The 15,901-nt window shown below is 66.6% G+C and carries 16 protein-coding genes; 7 read left to right on the top strand and 9 right to left on the bottom strand.

The annotated features are described in order from the left end of the window. Positions 1–7: 7 nt before the first annotated feature. The 5 genes from ssuD (at position 8) to I6F09_RS35285 (ending at position 3,712) form a co-directional block, all read left to right on the top strand. On the top strand, positions 8–1,174 hold the full coding sequence (gene ssuD, locus I6F09_RS35305) for an FMNH2-dependent alkanesulfonate monooxygenase (protein ID WP_225114788.1): 1,167 nt from the start codon (positions 8–10) through the stop codon (positions 1,172–1,174). Next, on the top strand, positions 1,171–1,977 hold the full coding sequence (ssuC, locus tag I6F09_RS35300) for an aliphatic sulfonate ABC transporter permease SsuC (protein WP_035999023.1): 807 nt from the start codon (positions 1,171–1,173) through the stop codon (positions 1,975–1,977). Before ssuD ends, ssuC begins: the two co-directional genes overlap by 4 nt. 20 nt (positions 1,978–1,997) lie before the next feature. Further along, positions 1,998–2,846: an ATP-binding cassette domain-containing protein gene (locus I6F09_RS35295; protein WP_225114787.1), complete on the top strand. Its 849-nt coding sequence runs from the start codon at positions 1,998–2,000 to the stop codon at positions 2,844–2,846. Positions 2,847–2,879: 33 nt separating this feature from the next. Beyond that, entirely contained in the window at positions 2,880–3,461 is a 582-nt protein-coding gene (locus I6F09_RS35290; RefSeq protein ID WP_225190091.1) for a flavin reductase family protein, read from the top strand. 95 nt (positions 3,462–3,556) lie between these two features. Further along, complete coding sequence (locus tag I6F09_RS35285; protein WP_225146495.1) at positions 3,557–3,712, top strand: hypothetical protein; 156 nt, start codon at positions 3,557–3,559, stop codon at positions 3,710–3,712. A 132-nt stretch (positions 3,713–3,844) separates the two neighbouring features. On the opposite strand, the gene I6F09_RS35280 is transcribed toward I6F09_RS35285, so the two are convergent. From I6F09_RS35280 to I6F09_RS35240, 9 genes are all read right to left on the bottom strand, one after another. Continuing rightward, complete coding sequence (locus I6F09_RS35280) at positions 3,845–4,993, bottom strand: M20 family metallopeptidase (protein WP_225190090.1); 1,149 nt, start codon at positions 4,991–4,993, stop codon at positions 3,845–3,847. 256 nt (positions 4,994–5,249) lie between these two features. Then, complete coding sequence (locus I6F09_RS35275; protein WP_025034232.1) at positions 5,250–6,635, bottom strand: sigma-54 dependent transcriptional regulator; 1,386 nt, start codon at positions 6,633–6,635, stop codon at positions 5,250–5,252. 48 nt (positions 6,636–6,683) lie between these two features. Next, positions 6,684–7,034, bottom strand: a complete 351-nt coding sequence (fliN, locus tag I6F09_RS35270; protein ID WP_035704875.1) for a flagellar motor switch protein FliN — start codon at positions 7,032–7,034, stop codon at positions 6,684–6,686. A 3-nt stretch (positions 7,035–7,037) separates the two neighbouring features. After that, positions 7,038–7,661, bottom strand: a complete 624-nt coding sequence (locus I6F09_RS35265) for a FliH/SctL family protein (protein WP_035999041.1) — start codon at positions 7,659–7,661, stop codon at positions 7,038–7,040. Beyond that, positions 7,661–8,755, bottom strand: a complete 1,095-nt coding sequence (gene fliG / locus I6F09_RS35260) for a flagellar motor switch protein FliG (protein WP_035999044.1) — start codon at positions 8,753–8,755, stop codon at positions 7,661–7,663. Before fliG ends, I6F09_RS35265 begins: the two co-directional genes overlap by 1 nt. Positions 8,756–8,787: 32 nt before the next feature. Then, positions 8,788–10,398 (bottom strand): flagellar basal-body MS-ring/collar protein FliF, encoded by a 1,611-nt coding sequence (gene fliF / locus I6F09_RS35255; protein WP_225190089.1) that lies wholly within the window; start codon positions 10,396–10,398, stop codon positions 8,788–8,790. A 178-nt stretch (positions 10,399–10,576) separates the two neighbouring features. After that, positions 10,577–10,852 carry a DUF1153 domain-containing protein gene (locus I6F09_RS35250; protein ID WP_002714638.1) on the bottom strand — a complete coding sequence of 92 codons (276 nt, stop codon included), beginning with the start codon at positions 10,850–10,852 and terminating at the stop codon, positions 10,577–10,579. A gap of 384 nt (positions 10,853–11,236) precedes the next feature. Continuing rightward, positions 11,237–11,941: a flagellar hook capping FlgD N-terminal domain-containing protein gene (locus I6F09_RS35245; RefSeq protein WP_225190088.1), complete on the bottom strand. Its 705-nt coding sequence runs from the start codon at positions 11,939–11,941 to the stop codon at positions 11,237–11,239. Between the two features lie 13 nt (positions 11,942–11,954). Continuing rightward, complete coding sequence (locus tag I6F09_RS35240; RefSeq protein WP_346730143.1) at positions 11,955–13,532, bottom strand: flagellar hook-length control protein FliK; 1,578 nt, start codon at positions 13,530–13,532, stop codon at positions 11,955–11,957. 371 nt (positions 13,533–13,903) lie between these two features. On the opposite strand from I6F09_RS35240, the gene mnmA reads away from it, so the two are divergent. Together mnmA and I6F09_RS35230 are read left to right on the top strand one after the other, a co-directional pair. Continuing rightward, complete coding sequence (mnmA, locus tag I6F09_RS35235) at positions 13,904–15,085, top strand: tRNA 2-thiouridine(34) synthase MnmA (RefSeq protein WP_225190086.1); 1,182 nt, start codon at positions 13,904–13,906, stop codon at positions 15,083–15,085. Between the two features lie 79 nt (positions 15,086–15,164). Then, entirely contained in the window at positions 15,165–15,803 is a 639-nt protein-coding gene (locus tag I6F09_RS35230) for a methyltransferase domain-containing protein (RefSeq protein ID WP_109142574.1), read from the top strand. Positions 15,804–15,901: the final 98 nt, after the last annotated feature.

Raw genomic sequence — 15,901 nt, 5'->3', positions numbered from 1 at the left:
CACACTCATGAGCAAGCAATCAAACGCCAACATCCTCTGGTTCCTGCCGACCCACGGCGACGGCCGCTATCTCGGCACCGGCATCGGCGGCCGCGAGGTCAATTTCAACTATCTGCGCCAGGTCGCGCAGGCCGCCGATCAGCTCGGCTATTTCGGCGTGCTGTTGCCGACCGGGCGATCCTGCGAGGATTCCTGGATCGTTGCGTCCTCGGTCGCGCCGTTCACCGAGCGGCTGCGCTATCTCGTCGCCGTTCGGCCCGGCCTGCAATCGCCGAGCGTCGCCGCGCGCATGACCGCGACGCTCGATCGCGTCTCGAACGGCCGGCTTCTCGTCAACGTCGTCACCGGCGGCGATCCCGTCGAGAACAAGGGCGACGGCATCTTCCTCGGCCACGACGAGCGCTACGAGGTCACCCGCGAGTTCCTCAGCGTCTACAGCGACCTGCTCGCCGGCAAGACGGTGAACGCCGAGGGCAAGCACATCCGCATCGAGGGCGGCAAGCTGCTGTTTCCCCCCGTGCAGTCGCCGCGGCCCCCGCTCTATTTCGGCGGCTCCTCCGATGCCGGCATCGACGTCGCGGCGGACACCGTCGACAAATATCTCACCTGGGGCGAGCCGCCGGCGCTGGTCGCCGAGAAGATCGCGAAGGTGAGGGAGGTTGCCGCCGCTCGTGGCCGCAAACTCTCCTTCGGCATCCGTCTACACGTCATTGTCCGCGAGACCAACGAAGAAGCCTGGCACGCCGCAAACGAGCTGATCAGGCACGTCAGCGACGACACCATCGCGCTGGCCCAGAAGAACTTTGCCCGTATGGACTCGGTCGGTCAGCAGCGCATGGCGCAGCTCCACGGCGGCAAGCGCGACAAGCTCGAGATCGCGCCGAACCTGTGGGCCGGCGTCGGCCTCGTCCGCGGCGGCGCCGGCACGGCTCTGGTCGGCGACGCCCAGACGGTTGCGGCCCGCATCAAGGAGTATCAGGATCTCGGCATCGATACCTTCATCATGTCGGGCTATCCGCATCTCGAGGAAGCCTATCGCTTCGCCGAGCTGGTGTTCCCGCTGCTCGCGCTGGAGCAGCCGAGCAACGTGACGAAGCTGCATTTCAACGGCGGTCCGTTCGGCGAGACCGTCGGCAGCGATTTCCGTCCGCAGCACCGGGTGTCGCAGTCATGAGCCTGATCGACAGCATTTCGCTTCCGCGCAGCATCCGCCTGCCGCGGGCCGACGGCCTGATCCAGTGGATCGTGCCGCTCGCCATCATCGCGGTCTGGCAGGTCGCGAGCGTCACCGGCTTCGTGCCGACGCGGGTGCTGCCGGCCCCGAGCGACGTCGTGCTCGCGGGCTGGAAGCTGCTGGTCTCCGGTGAGCTCGTCCGCAACATCTGGGTGTCGTTCTGGCGCGCCTCGGTCGGCTTTTTGATCGGCGGCAGCATCGGCTTCGCCTTCGGCCTCGCCAACGGCCTGTCGCAGCTCTCGGCCAGGCTCACCGATACCACCCTGCAGATGGTGCGCAACGTGCCGCATCTGGCGCTGATCCCGCTGGTCATCCTCTGGTTCGGCATCGACGAAAGCGCAAAGCTCTTCCTGGTGGCGCTCGGGGTGTTCTTCCCGATCTATCTCAACACGCTGCACGGCATCCGCACCGTCGATCCGCAGCTGATCGAGATGGGCCGCATCTACGGCATGACCGATGGCGAACTGTTCCGCCGCGTCATCTTCCCGGGCGCGCTGCCCTCGATCTTCGTCGGCATCCGCTTTGCGCTCGGCATCATGTGGCTGACGCTAATCGTCGCCGAGACCATCGCGGCCTCTTCCGGCCTCGGCTACATGGCGATGCAAGCGCGCGAGTTCATGCTGATCGACGTCGTCGTGCTCTCGATCCTGATCTACGCCCTGCTCGGCAAGCTCGCCGACAGCGCCTCCCGCGTGCTGGAGCGTCTGACGCTCTCCTGGCACCCCGCCTTCCAGAAACGTTGAGCGAAAATACTGGGAATCACATGCAGACAGCGCTTCGTACCTCTCTTCCCGAGACCGAGCTCGCCGGCCGCGCCACTTTCGCCCCTCACGCCCGCGTGGTGCGCGAGGAGCGGCAAGAAGAACACCGAGTTCAGGCCAGCGGCCTGCCGCTCAGCATCCGCGGCTTGCGCAAATCCTTCGGTGACAACGAGGTGCTGCGCGGCATCGACCTGCACATTCCCGCCGGCCAGTTCGTCGCGATCGTCGGCAAGAGCGGCTGCGGCAAGAGCACCCTGCTGCGCCTGATCGCCGGCCTCGACAAGATCGATGCGGGCAGCATCAGCTTCGGTCAGGAGATCCAGCCCGAGGACATCCGCGTGATGTTCCAAGAGCCGCGGCTGCTGCCCTGGGCCCGCGTGCTCGCCAATGTCGAGGTCGGCCTCGGCCGCGATCGTGCCTCGAGCGATGCGCATGCCCGCGCCGAGAAGGCACTGATCGAGGTCGGCCTCGCTGACAAGCGCGACCAATGGCCTTCGGTGCTCTCGGGCGGCCAGAAGCAGCGCGTCGCGCTCGGCCGCGCGCTGGTCTCGCGCCCGCGCATGCTCGCCTTCGACGAGCCGCTCGGCGCGCTGGACGCGCTGACCCGCATCTCGATGCAGCGCCTCTTGGAGCGGGTCTGGCGCGATCAGGGCTTTACCGCGATCCTGGTGACCCACGATGTCTCGGAAGCCGTGGCGCTGGCCGACCGCGTGCTCGTCATCGAGGAGGGCCGCATCGCCCATGACGTCACGGTTAACGCCGCCCGGCCGCGCCAGCGCGGCTCGGCCGAGCTTGCCGGGCTCGAAGGCTCGATCCTGAGCCACCTGTTGTCGGCGGACGATCGTACCTAAATAGAGGGAACCCCGCTTGCGGGGAGTAGCGCCATGAATGTAGTGCCCCGCGAGCTCATGACCGAAATTCCCGTCTCGTCCGCCGATTTCCGCGGCGCCATGCGCCACCTCACCGGCGGCGTCAGCGTCATCACGGCCGGGCGGGGCAAGGACATCTCCGGCATGACGGTGACCTCGGTCACCTCGCTGTCGGTCGAGCCGCCGACGCTGCTGGTCAGCATCAACCGCGACGCCTCGTCTTTTCCGCTGATCCGCCGCCACGGCGCCTTCGGCGTGAATATCCTCAATGCTGACCAACTCGACATTGCCGAACGCTTTGCCGGCAAGGGCGGGCTGAAGGGTGCGGATCGCTTTGCAGGCAGCCAGTGGGTGACGGCAGTCTCTGGTGTCCCGCTGCTGGCCGGCGCGCTCTCGGCCTTCGATTGCGAAGTCGAGGAGATCGTCGAGCGCCACTCGCACGGCATCGTCATCGGCCGTGTCCGGGACATCAGGAGCTCGACCCGCACCGCCGCGCTGGCCTATTGGCATGGCCAGTACGTGGCGGTCGACCAGGACGAAGACGCGGCCCGGCTCGCCGATGTCAGCCTTCCCGCGCGCGGCCGGCGCGGCATTTGATCGCCATCGGCGAGCCTCGCGCAAGGCTGGCCTTTTCCGCCTCGTCGCTCTAGAAGCGCTCCTCGGCTGTCCCGCCGGACGCATGGAGGGGAACGATGAAGCGCGTGGCTACCTTTGTCTTCTACGCCGTCGGTGCGCTCGCGATCGCCTATCTCGCGCTCTACGCCTACGCGATGTTCTCTGGCTCTCCGATCGTGCCGGGCGATCCCATCCACATCTTCCGCAAGCCGGATGCGCCGAGCTATTCGTGAGGGTCTCGTAGGGTGGGTTAGCCGTAGGCGTAACCCACCACTGTTTGTCTCCACGGAAAACGACGAGGTGGGTTACGCCGAGCAGATGCGCTTTGCGCATCTGCAGGGCTAACCCACCCTACGCACCTGTGTTCACCCCCGCAGAATCGCCAGCGCCAGCGCCTGCGCGCGCGGCACGATGCTGTCGATCTCCAGATATTCCTCCGGCGTGTGCGCGAGCCCGCCGACCGGGCCGAGACCGCAAATGGTCGGCGTGCCCACGGCGGCCGTGAAGCCGGAATCGGCGCAGCCGCCGGAGAACTCGCCCTGCAGCGTGGTGAGGCCCACCTGCCTTGCGGCGGACTGATAGCCTTCGAACAGCGCCTTCGAGTCCGCGCTCTGCACCACCGGCACGAACTCGCCCTTGATCGACAGCGTCGCGCTGGTGCCCGGCACGTAGGAGGTCGCGACGATCTTTTCGATCGCACCCATGATCCGCGCGCGATCGGCCGGATCGACATAGCGCAGGTCGATCTGCCCTTCCGCGTAAGGTGCCGTCGTGTTGACGGACTGCCCGCCCGAGATGAGGCCGACATTGAGCGTGATGCCCTTGTCGAGGTCGGTGAGCGCGTGGATCTGGACGATCTTGTGCGCGAGCTCGCCAATGGCGCTGACGCCGGCGGCGAAGTTGGCGCCGGAATGCGCGGCCTTGCCGGTGATGGCCATGTGCATGAAGATGCCGCCCTTGCGCCCGGTGACGACGTTGCCCGTGGGCCGGCCCGGCTCGGAATTGAACACCGCGCGGGCCGCGCGTCCCTCGCGCTCGATCACCGGGCGCGAGGAGGGCGAGCCGATCTCCTCGTCGGAGGTGATCAGCACCTTGATCGGATGCGGTGCGCCGCCGAACTTTTGGAAGGCGGCGGCCACGAATACGTTCATGACGAGGCCGGACTTCATGTCGGCGACACCGGGTCCATAGGCGCGGCCATCCCGGATCGTGAAGGGACGCCGCCCGGCCTCGCCCTTGCCGAAAACGGTGTCGCGGTGTCCCATCAACAGCACCGGCTTCTCGTTGCTGCCGGGCTTTGCCACCTCGGCATGGATCGCGTCGCCGAAGGTGGCGTTGGCCTCGCGCCGGAACGGAATGCCATGCTCGGCAAAGTACCGCTCGAACCGCGCACCGACCGCATCGACGCCTTCCTTGTCATAGGAGCCGGAATCGATGTTCACGACGTCGCGCAGCAGGTCGATCATCGCCTGCTTCTGCGACGCCAGCCAATCCGTGATTTGAGCTTCAGACATGTGGTCCCTCGCGTGGTTTTCGGGCGGGGTTATAGGGCGTGCCGCGCGGATGGCATAGTCACGTGGCGCGGTTCGGTCATGCGAAGGACGCTCCTGAGGTTCGTCATTGCGAGCGCAGCGAAGCAATCCAGTCTGTCGCCGCCAAAGGATTCTGGATTGCTTCGCTGCGCTCGCAATGACGGGGTGGCGGCCTGCGCCAAACGAAAATGCCCGGACTTGGCCCGGGCATTCGCGTCCGCTCGATGGTCGCGGGCGCCTACGCCCCCATCATCGGCATCCGCGGATATTCCCCGGGCGTGCCTGCGGGCGGGATCGGGATGCCGCCGTCGGCATATTCGTTGAGCTTGTTGCGCAGCGTGCGGATCGAGATGCCGAGGATGTTGGCGGCATGGGTGCGGTTGCCGAGGCAGTGCTTCAGCGTCTCCAGGATCAGGTCGCGTTCGACGTCGGCGACGGTGCGCCCCACCAGCGCGCGCGTCACCTGCTCGGCGGCCATGGTCGCGTGTGCCACGGCAGGTGCGGTCTTGGCGAGGTCGAGGCGGTCGCCGTCCGGGGTGATGATGGCGTCGGGCCCGATCTCGTCGCCCTGGGCCATCAGCACCGCGCGGTGCATGGTGTTTTCGAGCTCGCGGACGTTGCCCTGCCAGCGGTTGGCGGAGAGCACGCGGCGCGCCTCGGCCGAGAGCGGACGCAGCGGCACGCCGTTGGCCTCGGCATATTTCTTCACGAAGTGCTGGGCGAGCTCGAGGATGTCGGCGGGACGCTCGCGCAGCGGCGGGATCTTCAAATTCACGACGTTGAGGCGGAACAGCAAGTCCTCGCGGAACGTGCCCTCTCGCACGGCCTCGGCGAGATTGCGGTTCGAGGTCGCGATGATGCGGATGTCGACCGGAACCGGCTTGGTGCCGCCGACGCGATCGATCACACGCTCCTGGATGGCGCGCAGCAGTTTCGATTGCAGGCGGACGTCCATCTCCGAGATTTCGTCGAGCAGCAGCGTGCCGCCGGTCGCCTCCTCGAACTTGCCGATGCGGCGGGCGACCGCGCCGGTGAAGGCGCCCTTCTCGTGGCCGAACAGCTCGGATTCCAGCAGGTGCTCCGGGATGGCGGCGCAGTTGATCGAGATGAACGGGCGCTTGGCGCGGGCCGAGCGGGAGTGGACGTAGCGGGCCAGCACTTCCTTGCCCGTGCCGGATTCGCCGGTGATCATCACCGAGGCGTCCGAGCCGGCGATCTGCTGGGCGAGCTTGATCACCTTTGCCATCGCATCGTCACGGTAGACCAGCTCGCGGGAATCGTTGGCGACAGCAGCCAGCACCGCGGCGATCAGCTCCGGATCCGGCGGCAGCGGGATGTATTCCTTGGCCCCGGCATGGATCGCGGCGACCGCGGCGCGGGCGTCGTTGGTGATGCCGCAGGCGACGATCGGGGCGTGGATGTGCTCGGCTTCCAGCCGCAGCACGAGGTCGCGGATGTCGAGCGCGACGTCGACCAGCAGGAGGTCGGCGCCCTTGCCCCCGCGCAGCACGCGCATCGCCTGCTCGTGATCCTCGGCATGGGTCACGGTGGCGCCGTTCTCCATCGCGATCTTGGTGGCGGTGGTGAGCTGGCCCTTCAATGTGCCAACGATGAGAAGCCGCATGTCAGTCTCCTATCCGTCTGCTCGCGCCGTCGCGCGTCATGTCCTTTGTCAGCCGCGTTCGGCCTTGATGATTTCCGTCATGGTCACGCCGAGCTTGTCCTCGACCAGGACGACCTCGCCGCGGGCGACCAGCTTGTTGTTGACGTAGATGTCGATGGCCTCGCCGACGCGCCGGTCGAGCTCGAGCACGGTGCCCGGTCCGAGCTTCAGGAGCTCGCCGACGTCCATCTTGGAGCGGCCGAGCACGGCCGAGACCTGCACCGGCACGTCGAACACCGCCTCGAGGTCGGCGGCGGCACGCGCCGCATATTCGTCCTCGTTGTAGCCGACGTCGGTGCCGGCAGGCGGCATCGGGCCGTTGAGATCGGGCAGCGGAACCTGTCCGTCGGTGTCGCTCATGGTTTAGCTCCCCCTGCGGGACGCGATATAGCGTCCGACCATTTCGTCGATCTTGGCCGCGATGGCGCCGCGCTCCAGCACGACGCCGCCATCGGCCCATTCGATCCGGCAGTCGCCGGTGGCAATTTCCGGCTCGGCCAGGATCACCAGCCGGCCCTCGAAGCCGCTCTGCTTGGCGAGCCGCTCGATCTTCTCGCGCGCGCTGTCGTAGAGCGAATCGTTGATGCGGACGACGAGATGCGGCGTCGCGACCAGATGCGAGAAGCAGTCCTTGACCAGCGCGATGACCTCGCCGAGCGGCTCGGCGGCGACAAGGTCGGCGCACAGCTTGCGCGCCACCGCGACCGCGACCTCGACCGCCTCGGTCTCCATCCTGGTCTCGATGTTGCCGATGCCGGAGGCGACGCCCCGAATCGCGATGTTGATCTCTTCCATGGCGAGCGCAACGCGGCGGTCGCTCTCGGCCTTGGCTTCGCGCTGGCCGGCGGCAAAGCCGTCCTGATAGGCGCGGGCCTCGGCTTCCGCGACCTTCTGCGCGATCTCTGCCGCGGTCGCGGCCTTCTCGCGCGTCGCCCGCTCGGGCGCCGCGAAGTCGGTATCGAACAGGAATTTTGCCGGAGCGGCCATCAGTACACCAGCTCGTCGTCGGCGCGGTTCTTGGTCAGCATGATCTCACCCTTGGCGGCGAGGTCCTTGGCGAGATTGACCAGCAGCGCCTGGGCTTCGTCGACGTCGCGCAGGCGCACGGGACCCATCGCCGCCATGTCGTCCTGGAGCATCTTGGCCGCGCGCGAGGACATGTTGCCGAAGAAGAAGTTGCGGACGTCCTCGTTGGCGCTCTTGAGTGCGACGCCGAGCTTGTCCTTGTCGACGTTGCGCATCAAGGTCTGGGCGGAGCCGGAATCGAGCTTCACCAAGTCGTCGAAGGTGAACATCAGCGCCTTGATGCGCTCGGCGGATTCGCGGTTGTCCTCTTCCAGCGAGGTGATGAAGCGGGTTTCGGTCTGCCGGTCGAAATTGTTGAAGATTTCCGCCATCACCTCGTGGGCGTCGCGGCGGCGGGTCTGCGACAGGTTGGACATGAATTCGGTGCGCAGCGTCTTCTCCACGCTCTCGATCACCTCCTTCTGCACCGCCTCCATCTTCAGCATGCGGTTGACGACGTCGAGCGCGAGCTCCTCGGGCAGGATGCCGAGCACGCGCGCGGCGTGCTCCGGCTTCAGCTTCGACAGCACCACGGCGATGGTCTGCGGGTATTCGTTCTTGAGGTAGTTGGCGAGCACCTCTTCCTGCACGTTGGAGAGCTTCTCCCACATGTTGCGCCCGGCGGGACCGCGGATCTCGTCCATGATGCCGTTGACGCGTTCCGGCGGCAGGTATTGCTGGAGCAGCCGCTCGGTGGCGTCGAAATTGCCCATCAGTGCGCCCGAGGCCGACATGCGCGAGACGAATTCGAGCAGCATGTCCTCGACGGTGTCGACCTCGACGGTGCCGAGCGTCGACATCTCCAGTGAGAGCTGGCGGACCTCGTCGTCGTCGAGCAGGCTCCAGATCTTGCCGCCATATTGCTCGCCGAGCGCCAGCATCAGGATCGCGGCGCGCCTCGGCCCGGTCAGACCTTCGGTCTTGGGTCCGCCCTCACGGCTGCCGGCGCGCTGACCGAGCGTGGAGATCACGCTGGTGATGTCGTTGGAGTTGGCGTTTTGCAAGGAGGCGGCCATGTCAGATCACTTCTTGATGCACTTGGCTTTGGTTATTTCGTCGGCTCAGTCAGCCACTGGCGGATGATTGCGACGGTTTCGTTGGGATTGCGTTCGGCGAGTTCGCCGACGCGGTGAACGGACTGGGCGTGGACCTGGCCCTGAATGGTGGCGACGTCGATGGCGCTGGTGCCGCCGCTCGGCAGCAGCGGCTGGCCGGCCGGCGCGGCCTCTTCCGAGGCGGCTGAGCCCGTCAGCACGCCGGAGATGGCGGCGGCGACCTCGTCGGAGGCGAGAATGCGCTTGACCAGCGGGCGGATCACCAGGAACAGCACGACGAGGCCGAGCAGCATCATCACGCCGAGCTCGACGAAGTACATGACGTCGTCCTTGGTGAACTGCAGCATGCCGAGAAAGCCGCTGGGCTCGCCGATCGGGGCAGTGGAGGGCGCGTCGGCGAAGCGCAGATTGACGACCTCGACCTGGTCGCCGCGCTTCTGGTCGAAGCCGATCGCCGAGCGCACCAGCGCGGCGATGCGGTCGAGCTGCTCCTTGGTGCGGTCCTGGTAGGCCAGCTCGCCCTTGTCGTTCTTGCTGTAGATGCCGTCGACCAGCACCGCGACCGAGATGCGGTTGACCCGGCCGGCCTCGGTCACCTCGGTCTTGGTGGTGCGGGAGATCTCGTAATTGTTGGTCTCTTCGGTCTTCTTGCTCTGGTCCTTGGGCGCGACGCCGTTGTTCTGCTGGTTGCCGGGCAGCTCGTTGTTGACGGTGACCTGGCCGTTGTTGTCGGCGGTCATGCTCTGCTCTTCGCGGGTCTGGCTCGAGCGCAGCACGCGGCCCTCGGGATCGAACTTGTCCGAGGTCTGGGTGACCTTGTTGAAGTCGAAATCGGCGGAGAGCTGCACGCGGGCGCGGCCCGAGCCGACCACGGACGAGACGATGTCCTCGACCTGCTTGCGCATCCGCTTCTCGAAGGCGATGCGGCGTTCCTCGCCGATCGCCTGTTCCGGATCGGTCTGGGCGCCGTCGGCGAGCAGCTGGCCGGCCTCGTCGACGATCGAGACCCGCTGCGGCTTCAGGCCGTTGACGGCGGAGGCGACGAGGTGGCGGATGGCGCGGATCTGCTGGGCTTCCAGCGCACCGCGGACGCGGACCACGATCGAGGCCGACGGCTCCGGCGCCTCGCGGGCGAACAGCGGGCGCTCGGGCAGCACCAGATGGACGCGGGCGGCGTGGATGCGGTCGATGGCGCGGATGGTGCGGGCGAGCTCGCCCTCGAGCGCGCGCAGATGATTGATGTTCTGGACAAAGGAGGTGGTGCCGAGCGCGTCCGACTTGTCGAACACCTCGTAGCCGACGCCGCCGCCCTTGGGCAGGCCGCCCTCGGCGAGCTTCATCCTGAGACGCGTGACCTTGTCCTTGGGCACCATGATGATGGAGCCCTCATTGCGGATCTCGAACTGGATGCCCTGGCGTTCCAGGTCCTTGATGATGCTGGAGGAGTCTTCGACTGACAGGTCCGTGAACAGCGTCGTCATCTGCGGCGTGGTGACACGCATGATGACGAAGGCAAAGAAGCCGATGAGCGCGGCGGTGACCGCGATCATCGCCCCGAACCGGGCGGCACCGATACTTTTTAAGAAGTCCGCAAGACCTTGCAAGCAACCGCCCCGACCAATCCGACCCGCAACCGAGCGGTCGACTGGGCAATTATTGCCTAGGTGATGGTTTCGATATGGTTAACGAAGGTTAAGAGGTCGGACAAAAGTGCATCATGAAAAAAATCGGCCTCGCAGAGCGAGGCCGATTTTCGTCAATAACCGCAGAATTCCGGATCGCCTACTGGCGATATTGCTGGATGCGGGTGGTGCGAAGACCCGCCAGACCGTGCTGGTCGATGGAAAACTGCCAGGAGAGGAATTCGTCGACCGTCAGGGTATAACGGCTGCAGGCCTCCTCCAGGGAGAGAAGTCCGCCACGGACAGCGGCGACGACTTCGGCCTTGCGGCGGATGACCCAGCGTTTGGTGCCGGGTGCAGGCAGATCCGCGATCGTCAACGGACTGCCGTCCGGCCCGATGACGTATTTTACCCTCGGGCGATGGGGTTCTGTCATGGCGTACTCACAAACTCTCAACCACTGAACTCACGCCGTAACCGTAACCCCCGCGGCTTAAAAATCCGCTAAGCCTAAGGGTTCAATACAATTCTCGTTGAATCTTGCGGGAACGCGGCCGACTCGGCGGGCGAAAGACGCAGTCTCGGCCGGCTGAGCGGGGCAGAAGGTAAATACTTTGCTAACGAACGGGGTCTGCGGTGGTGTCGCAAAGACCCTGATAGTCATCCCGGGGCGCGCAGAGCGCGAGCCCGGGATCCATAACCCCAGGGAGTAGTTTTGACGAAGACTCGGGGTTACCAGCTGCGCGCTACAATTGCTCCCTGGGGTTATGGATCCCCGCCTTCGCGGGGATGACACCGAACTTGTCGCTGCAGCGCTCCCTCAATTGCTCGTCGCAATGATGCTCTTCACCTGGCTCAGCGTGTAGCTGGCGCCGTCGATGGTGAGCAGCGGCGGCGACTGGGTCAGATCGACCGACGACACCAGGCCCTGCACCTGCGCGGCGATGCCGACATTGTTGTTCGCGACGTCCTTGCCCGTGGCCGAGATCGTGTACTTGCCGTCGGGCCATTGCGTGCCGTCATTGCCCATCCCGTTCCAGGTGAAGGGAATGTCGTTGCCGGCGGCCGCGGTATATTTACCGTTGAACACGGTCTGGCCGCTCGAATTGGCGATGGAGATCTCGACGGTGGAGTCGGTCGGCACGTTGAGATGCCAGACAGCCGTCGAGTTGGTCATCGTCGCGGTCGAGCCGTCGACCAGCGCGGTCTTGCCGACGAAGCCCAGCGCCTGGGTCGCCTGCGTGGTCTGCTGCAGGGTGACGAGCTGGGCCAGCGATTCGTTGGTCTTGAGCTGCTGCTCGACGCCGGCGAACTGCACCAGCTGCTGGGTGAACTGGTTGGTGTCGAGCGGATCGAGCGGGTTCTGGTTCTGCAGCTGCGTCGTCAGCAGGGTCAGGAAGGTCTGGAAATTGCCGGCGAGCGTCGACCCCGTGGTCGAGCTCATCGACGAACTCGACGAGGATTTCGGCAGGTCGGTCGTCCCGGAGACGACCGGGGGCGAAGTGGCGGCATTCGTGGTGGTCATTGCCAGATACTCCTCACACTCTGATGTCGACGCCGCTGCTCGATCCGAGCATGCGGCCATAGCCGCGCCCGATGGGCGCCGTGGAAACGCTGTCGTCCTCGCTGATGATCAGGCGGCGGGCATTGCCGCCATTGTCGTTGTTCTGGCCTGAGTGCTGGCCCGATGAATTCTGGTCGCGCAGGCTGAAGGACAGACCGTTGCTGCCGGTCTTGAAGCCGGCATCGTCGAGCGCGCGCTGCAATTGCGGCGCGTCCTGACGCAGCATCTGCAGCGTCTCCGGCTTCTCGACGGTGAGATGCGAGGTGACGTTGCCGGCGCGGTCGACGTTGATGCGCACATCGATGCGGCCGAGCTCGGCCGGATCGAGGCTGATGTCGAACCGCGACTTGCCGGACCGAATGGCGGCTGCGATCTCGATCGGGATGCCGCTGATCGGCACCGCCGTAGTGTGGGTCGCCGCGGTCGCGGTGAGCGTCGCGGTTGATGCGGTGGCCGCCGAGGTCGCATTCGTCAGCGGCGCCTGCACGGTAGAAGCGGCCTGCGCGCTGGTCTCCGTCGGAGCGATCGTGGCTTGCGGGCCGGCATGCGCCGGCGCGGCCGACGTGGCCTGGGCCGGATCGGCGGCGCGGTCGGCGGGGCCCGCCTTGGCGTCGGTCGCGACGCTATCGGGCTGCGGCTTGACGCCTTGCGCATGCGCGGCGCTGGCGGGTGCCTGCGCCGTGGCGAGGTTCGTCTTGCCGGTGTCCTGGCCGATATTCGAGATGTCGGTCTGGGCTTGCGCCGTGGCGGCATCCTTGAACGCGGTCTTGGGCGTGCCCTGGCTGACCGCGGCGATCAGTCCGCCACCAGCTTTTCCATCGGTCGAGGCGGTCTCGGTCGTGCCGGCGGCGGCCTCGCCGAGCGTCGTCGTGGTCTCGGCATCGACCTCGGCGCCTGCGGCCTTGGCGCTCGCCGTGGCGGTATCGGTCTTGGTGCCGGCGATCTGGGCCGCGATGGAGGCGCTGGCGGCAAGACCTGACGCGGCGATCGCGAGCGGCGCGGCGGCGGCATCGCCAGCCTGGTTCGCAGCTGCATTCGGGTCGACCGGGACGACCGGCGCGGCAACGATGATGCCGGGGTCGGGCAGGGCGGTCTGCGTCGTCGCGGACGGCGCGGCGGCAGCCGCCTCGACGGCGGCGGTGAGGACCTCGGTGCCATCAGTCGCGTCGGTCTCGGTCTCGTCGGATTTGTCGGCCGATTTGGCGTCCGCCGTCTCGGACTTGTCTTTGACCTTGCCGGCGTCCTTGGCCGGATCGCTGGACGCCTCGCCCCTGCCATTCTCCGCCGGCGCGGAAGGGTCGGTATCGTCGCTCGCCTTGCTCTGCGAAGTCTGGTCCGTGGACGAGGTGTCGCGCGACGGCCGCTCGGCCGCCGGGGAGGACGAGGTCTGCTCGCTCCGGCGCGGCGCGCTGTCCTGCGCCGGCGCGTTGTTGCCGATGGCCTGCGTGTTGCTGTCGACCAGCGAGCCGAAAGCCTCGCTCGCGGGCGTGTCCTTCGGAGCTTGCGACCGGGCAGGCTTCTGCTGCGCGCTCTGGATTTGCACGCTTGCCACGACATCTGACATCCGACCGACCACAGGCAACCCCTTGCAAGCAACTTCGCATCAAGAGGGAGCAAGGAGCGGGCCAGCCACCTAAGGCGTCGATTTCATCAATGTAATCAATGGCTTGATGATGTGGGTCCATCGCCGGCCAGCCGGCTGCGACCCCGTCATTTCTGCCGCCCCGGCAAGAATTGCCCTAAGCGGGGGCTCGCGTGATTGCTTCACCGGAATGCCGCCTATATTAAAGAGGCTACTCTCAGCCGCTTTCGACTTGGGCAGTCGTGCTCTTCGGGAACCAAGGTTCCGGGGGATCGCCGCCGTCCCCCGAGAAAGCAATATCGCGGATCGCGCGTCGCCGCCGTCACAACGCTCCAGGGCCCATGCTCAACAGTCTGGATCTCGAAGGCCGTCCCGAGGACACCAGGGTCGTCGTTGCCATGTCGGGCGGCGTCGATTCCTCGACGACGGCTGCGCTCTTGAAGGCTGAGGGCTACGACGTCGTCGGCATCACGCTGCAGCTCTACGACCATGGCGCGGCCACCCACCGCAAGGGCGCCTGCTGCGCCGGCCAGGACATCCACGACGCCCGCGACGTCGCGGCCAAGCTCGGCATTCCCCATTACGTGCTCGACTACGAGGACCGCTTCCGCGAGTCCGTCATCGACAATTTCGCCGACTCTTACGCGCTCGGCGAAACGCCGGTGCCCTGCATCGAGTGCAACCGCAGCGTCAAATTCCGCGACCTCTTGAAGACCGCCCGCGAGCTCGGCGCCCAGGCGCTCGCCACCGGCCATTACGTCGCCTCGCGCCGCCGGGGCGACGGCTCACGCGCGCTGGTCTGTGCGGCCGACGCCGACCGCGACCAGAGCTATTTCCTGTTCGCGACCACGCAGGAACAGCTCGACTTCCTGCGCTTTCCGCTCGGCGACATGACCAAGCCCGAGACGCGCGAGCTCGCGCGCCGCTTTGGCCTTGCGGTCGCCGACAAGCACGACAGCCAGGACATCTGCTTCGTGCCGACCGGCCGCTACACCGACATCATCACGCGCCTGCGCCCCAATGCGATGGACCCCGGCGACATCGTCGATCTCGAGGGCCGCGTGCTCGGCCGGCACAACGGCATCGCCAATTTCACCGTCGGCCAGCGCCGCGGCCTCGGCATCGCAGCCCATGCGCCGCTGTTCGTGGTGCGGCTGGACGCGGCGACCCGCCGCGTCGTGGTCGGCCCGCGCGAGGCGCTGAAGATGCACCGCATCGCACTTCGCGACGTCAACTGGATCGGCGACGGCGACATCGACCGCGCCATCGGAAGCGGCCTTGAGATGTTCGTGCGCGTGCGCTCGACCCGCAGCCCCCAACCGGCATGGCTGCGCGGCAGCAACGGCCGTTACGAGGTCGAGCTCGTCGCCGGCGAGGAGGGCGTCTCGCCGGGACAGGCCTGCGTGTTCTACGACGCAGCGAGCGGCCAGGCCCGCGTGCTCGGCGGCGGCTTCATCCAGAGCGCCGCGGCCAAGGTCGGCACGGGCACATCGCGCCCGCTCGCGGAAGCCGTGCGCGGCTGAGGGAATGACGACATCAAGCACAACTCATTGGGCTGGGTTCACCTCTCCTGTTGTGGAGAGGTGAAGTAAGGGCAGGGGCATGGCAGCAGACATCTCGCGGGCCGGGGTCGAGAAGGCCTATGGCCGCTGGGCGCCGGTCTATGATCTCGTATTCGGCAAGGTGTTCGACGCCGGCCGGCAGTCGACCATCGCGGAGGCCGACCGCATCGGCGGCCGCGTCCTCGACGTCGGCGTCGGCACCGGTCTTTCGCTCTCCGAATACGCGCGCACCACCAAGGTCTGCGGCGTCGATATCTCCGAGCCGATGCTGCGCAAGGCGCAGGCGCGCGTGCGCTCGCTCCGCCTCTCCAACGTCGAAGTGCTCTCGGTGATGGATGCGAAGAACCTCGCCTTCCCCGATGATTTCTTCGACGCCGTGGTGGCGCAATATGTCATCACCGCCGTGCCCGATCCCGAAGGCACGCTCGACGAGTTCATGCGCGTGCTCAAGTCCGGCGGCGAGCTGATCCTGGTCAACCACATCGGTGCGGAGAGCGGCCCTCGCAAGCTGTTCGAGCTCGCTTTCGCGCCCATCGCCCGCCGCCTCGGCTGGCGCCCGGAATTCCCGTGGGCGCGCCTCGAGGGCTGGGCCGCAAGGCACGGCGGCGTCGCGCTCACCGAGCGCCGTCCCATGCCGCCGATGGGCCATTTCTCGCTGATCCGCTACCGCAAATCGTGATTGCCACCTGCGGGAACAGGGGGCCTCGCGCGCGCGTTTCCTTCCCATGCGCACGACAAACCTCATTCTTGCGGGCCTCCTGATCGCCGCCTCTGCAC

It is taken from the genome of Bradyrhizobium sp. IC3195 (assembly GCF_020193585.1).
GTDB classification, from domain to species: domain Bacteria; phylum Pseudomonadota; class Alphaproteobacteria; order Rhizobiales; family Xanthobacteraceae; genus Bradyrhizobium; species Bradyrhizobium yuanmingense.
Note: the sequence above shows the minus strand (reverse complement) of the source record. Positions and strands in the feature narration are given on the sequence as shown.

Excerpts from the sequence above, each read along its gene's own strand:
- ssuD (WP_225114788.1), top strand. The coding sequence starts at position 8 with ATGAGCAAGCAATCAAACGCCAACATCCTCTGGTTCCTGCCGACCCAC.
- ssuC (WP_035999023.1), top strand. The coding sequence starts at position 1,171 with ATGAGCCTGATCGACAGCATTTCGCTTCCGCGCAGCATCCGCCTGCCG.
- I6F09_RS35295 (WP_225114787.1), top strand. The coding sequence starts at position 1,998 with ATGCAGACAGCGCTTCGTACCTCTCTTCCCGAGACCGAGCTCGCCGGC.
- I6F09_RS35290 (WP_225190091.1), top strand. The coding sequence starts at position 2,880 with ATGAATGTAGTGCCCCGCGAGCTCATGACCGAAATTCCCGTCTCGTCC.
- I6F09_RS35285 (WP_225146495.1), top strand. The coding sequence starts at position 3,557 with ATGAAGCGCGTGGCTACCTTTGTCTTCTACGCCGTCGGTGCGCTCGCG.
- I6F09_RS35280 (WP_225190090.1), bottom strand. The coding sequence starts at position 4,993 with ATGTCTGAAGCTCAAATCACGGATTGGCTGGCGTCGCAGAAGCAGGCG.
- I6F09_RS35275 (WP_025034232.1), bottom strand. The coding sequence starts at position 6,635 with ATGCGGCTTCTCATCGTTGGCACATTGAAGGGCCAGCTCACCACCGCC.
- fliN (WP_035704875.1), bottom strand. The coding sequence starts at position 7,034 with ATGAGCGACACCGACGGACAGGTTCCGCTGCCCGATCTCAACGGCCCG.
- I6F09_RS35265 (WP_035999041.1), bottom strand. The coding sequence starts at position 7,661 with ATGGCCGCTCCGGCAAAATTCCTGTTCGATACCGACTTCGCGGCGCCC.
- fliG (WP_035999044.1), bottom strand. The coding sequence starts at position 8,755 with ATGGCCGCCTCCTTGCAAAACGCCAACTCCAACGACATCACCAGCGTG.
- I6F09_RS35250 (WP_002714638.1), bottom strand. The coding sequence starts at position 10,852 with ATGACAGAACCCCATCGCCCGAGGGTAAAATACGTCATCGGGCCGGAC.
- I6F09_RS35245 (WP_225190088.1), bottom strand. The coding sequence starts at position 11,941 with ATGACCACCACGAATGCCGCCACTTCGCCCCCGGTCGTCTCCGGGACG.
- mnmA (WP_225190086.1), top strand. The coding sequence starts at position 13,904 with ATGCTCAACAGTCTGGATCTCGAAGGCCGTCCCGAGGACACCAGGGTC.
- I6F09_RS35230 (WP_109142574.1), top strand. The coding sequence starts at position 15,165 with ATGGCAGCAGACATCTCGCGGGCCGGGGTCGAGAAGGCCTATGGCCGC.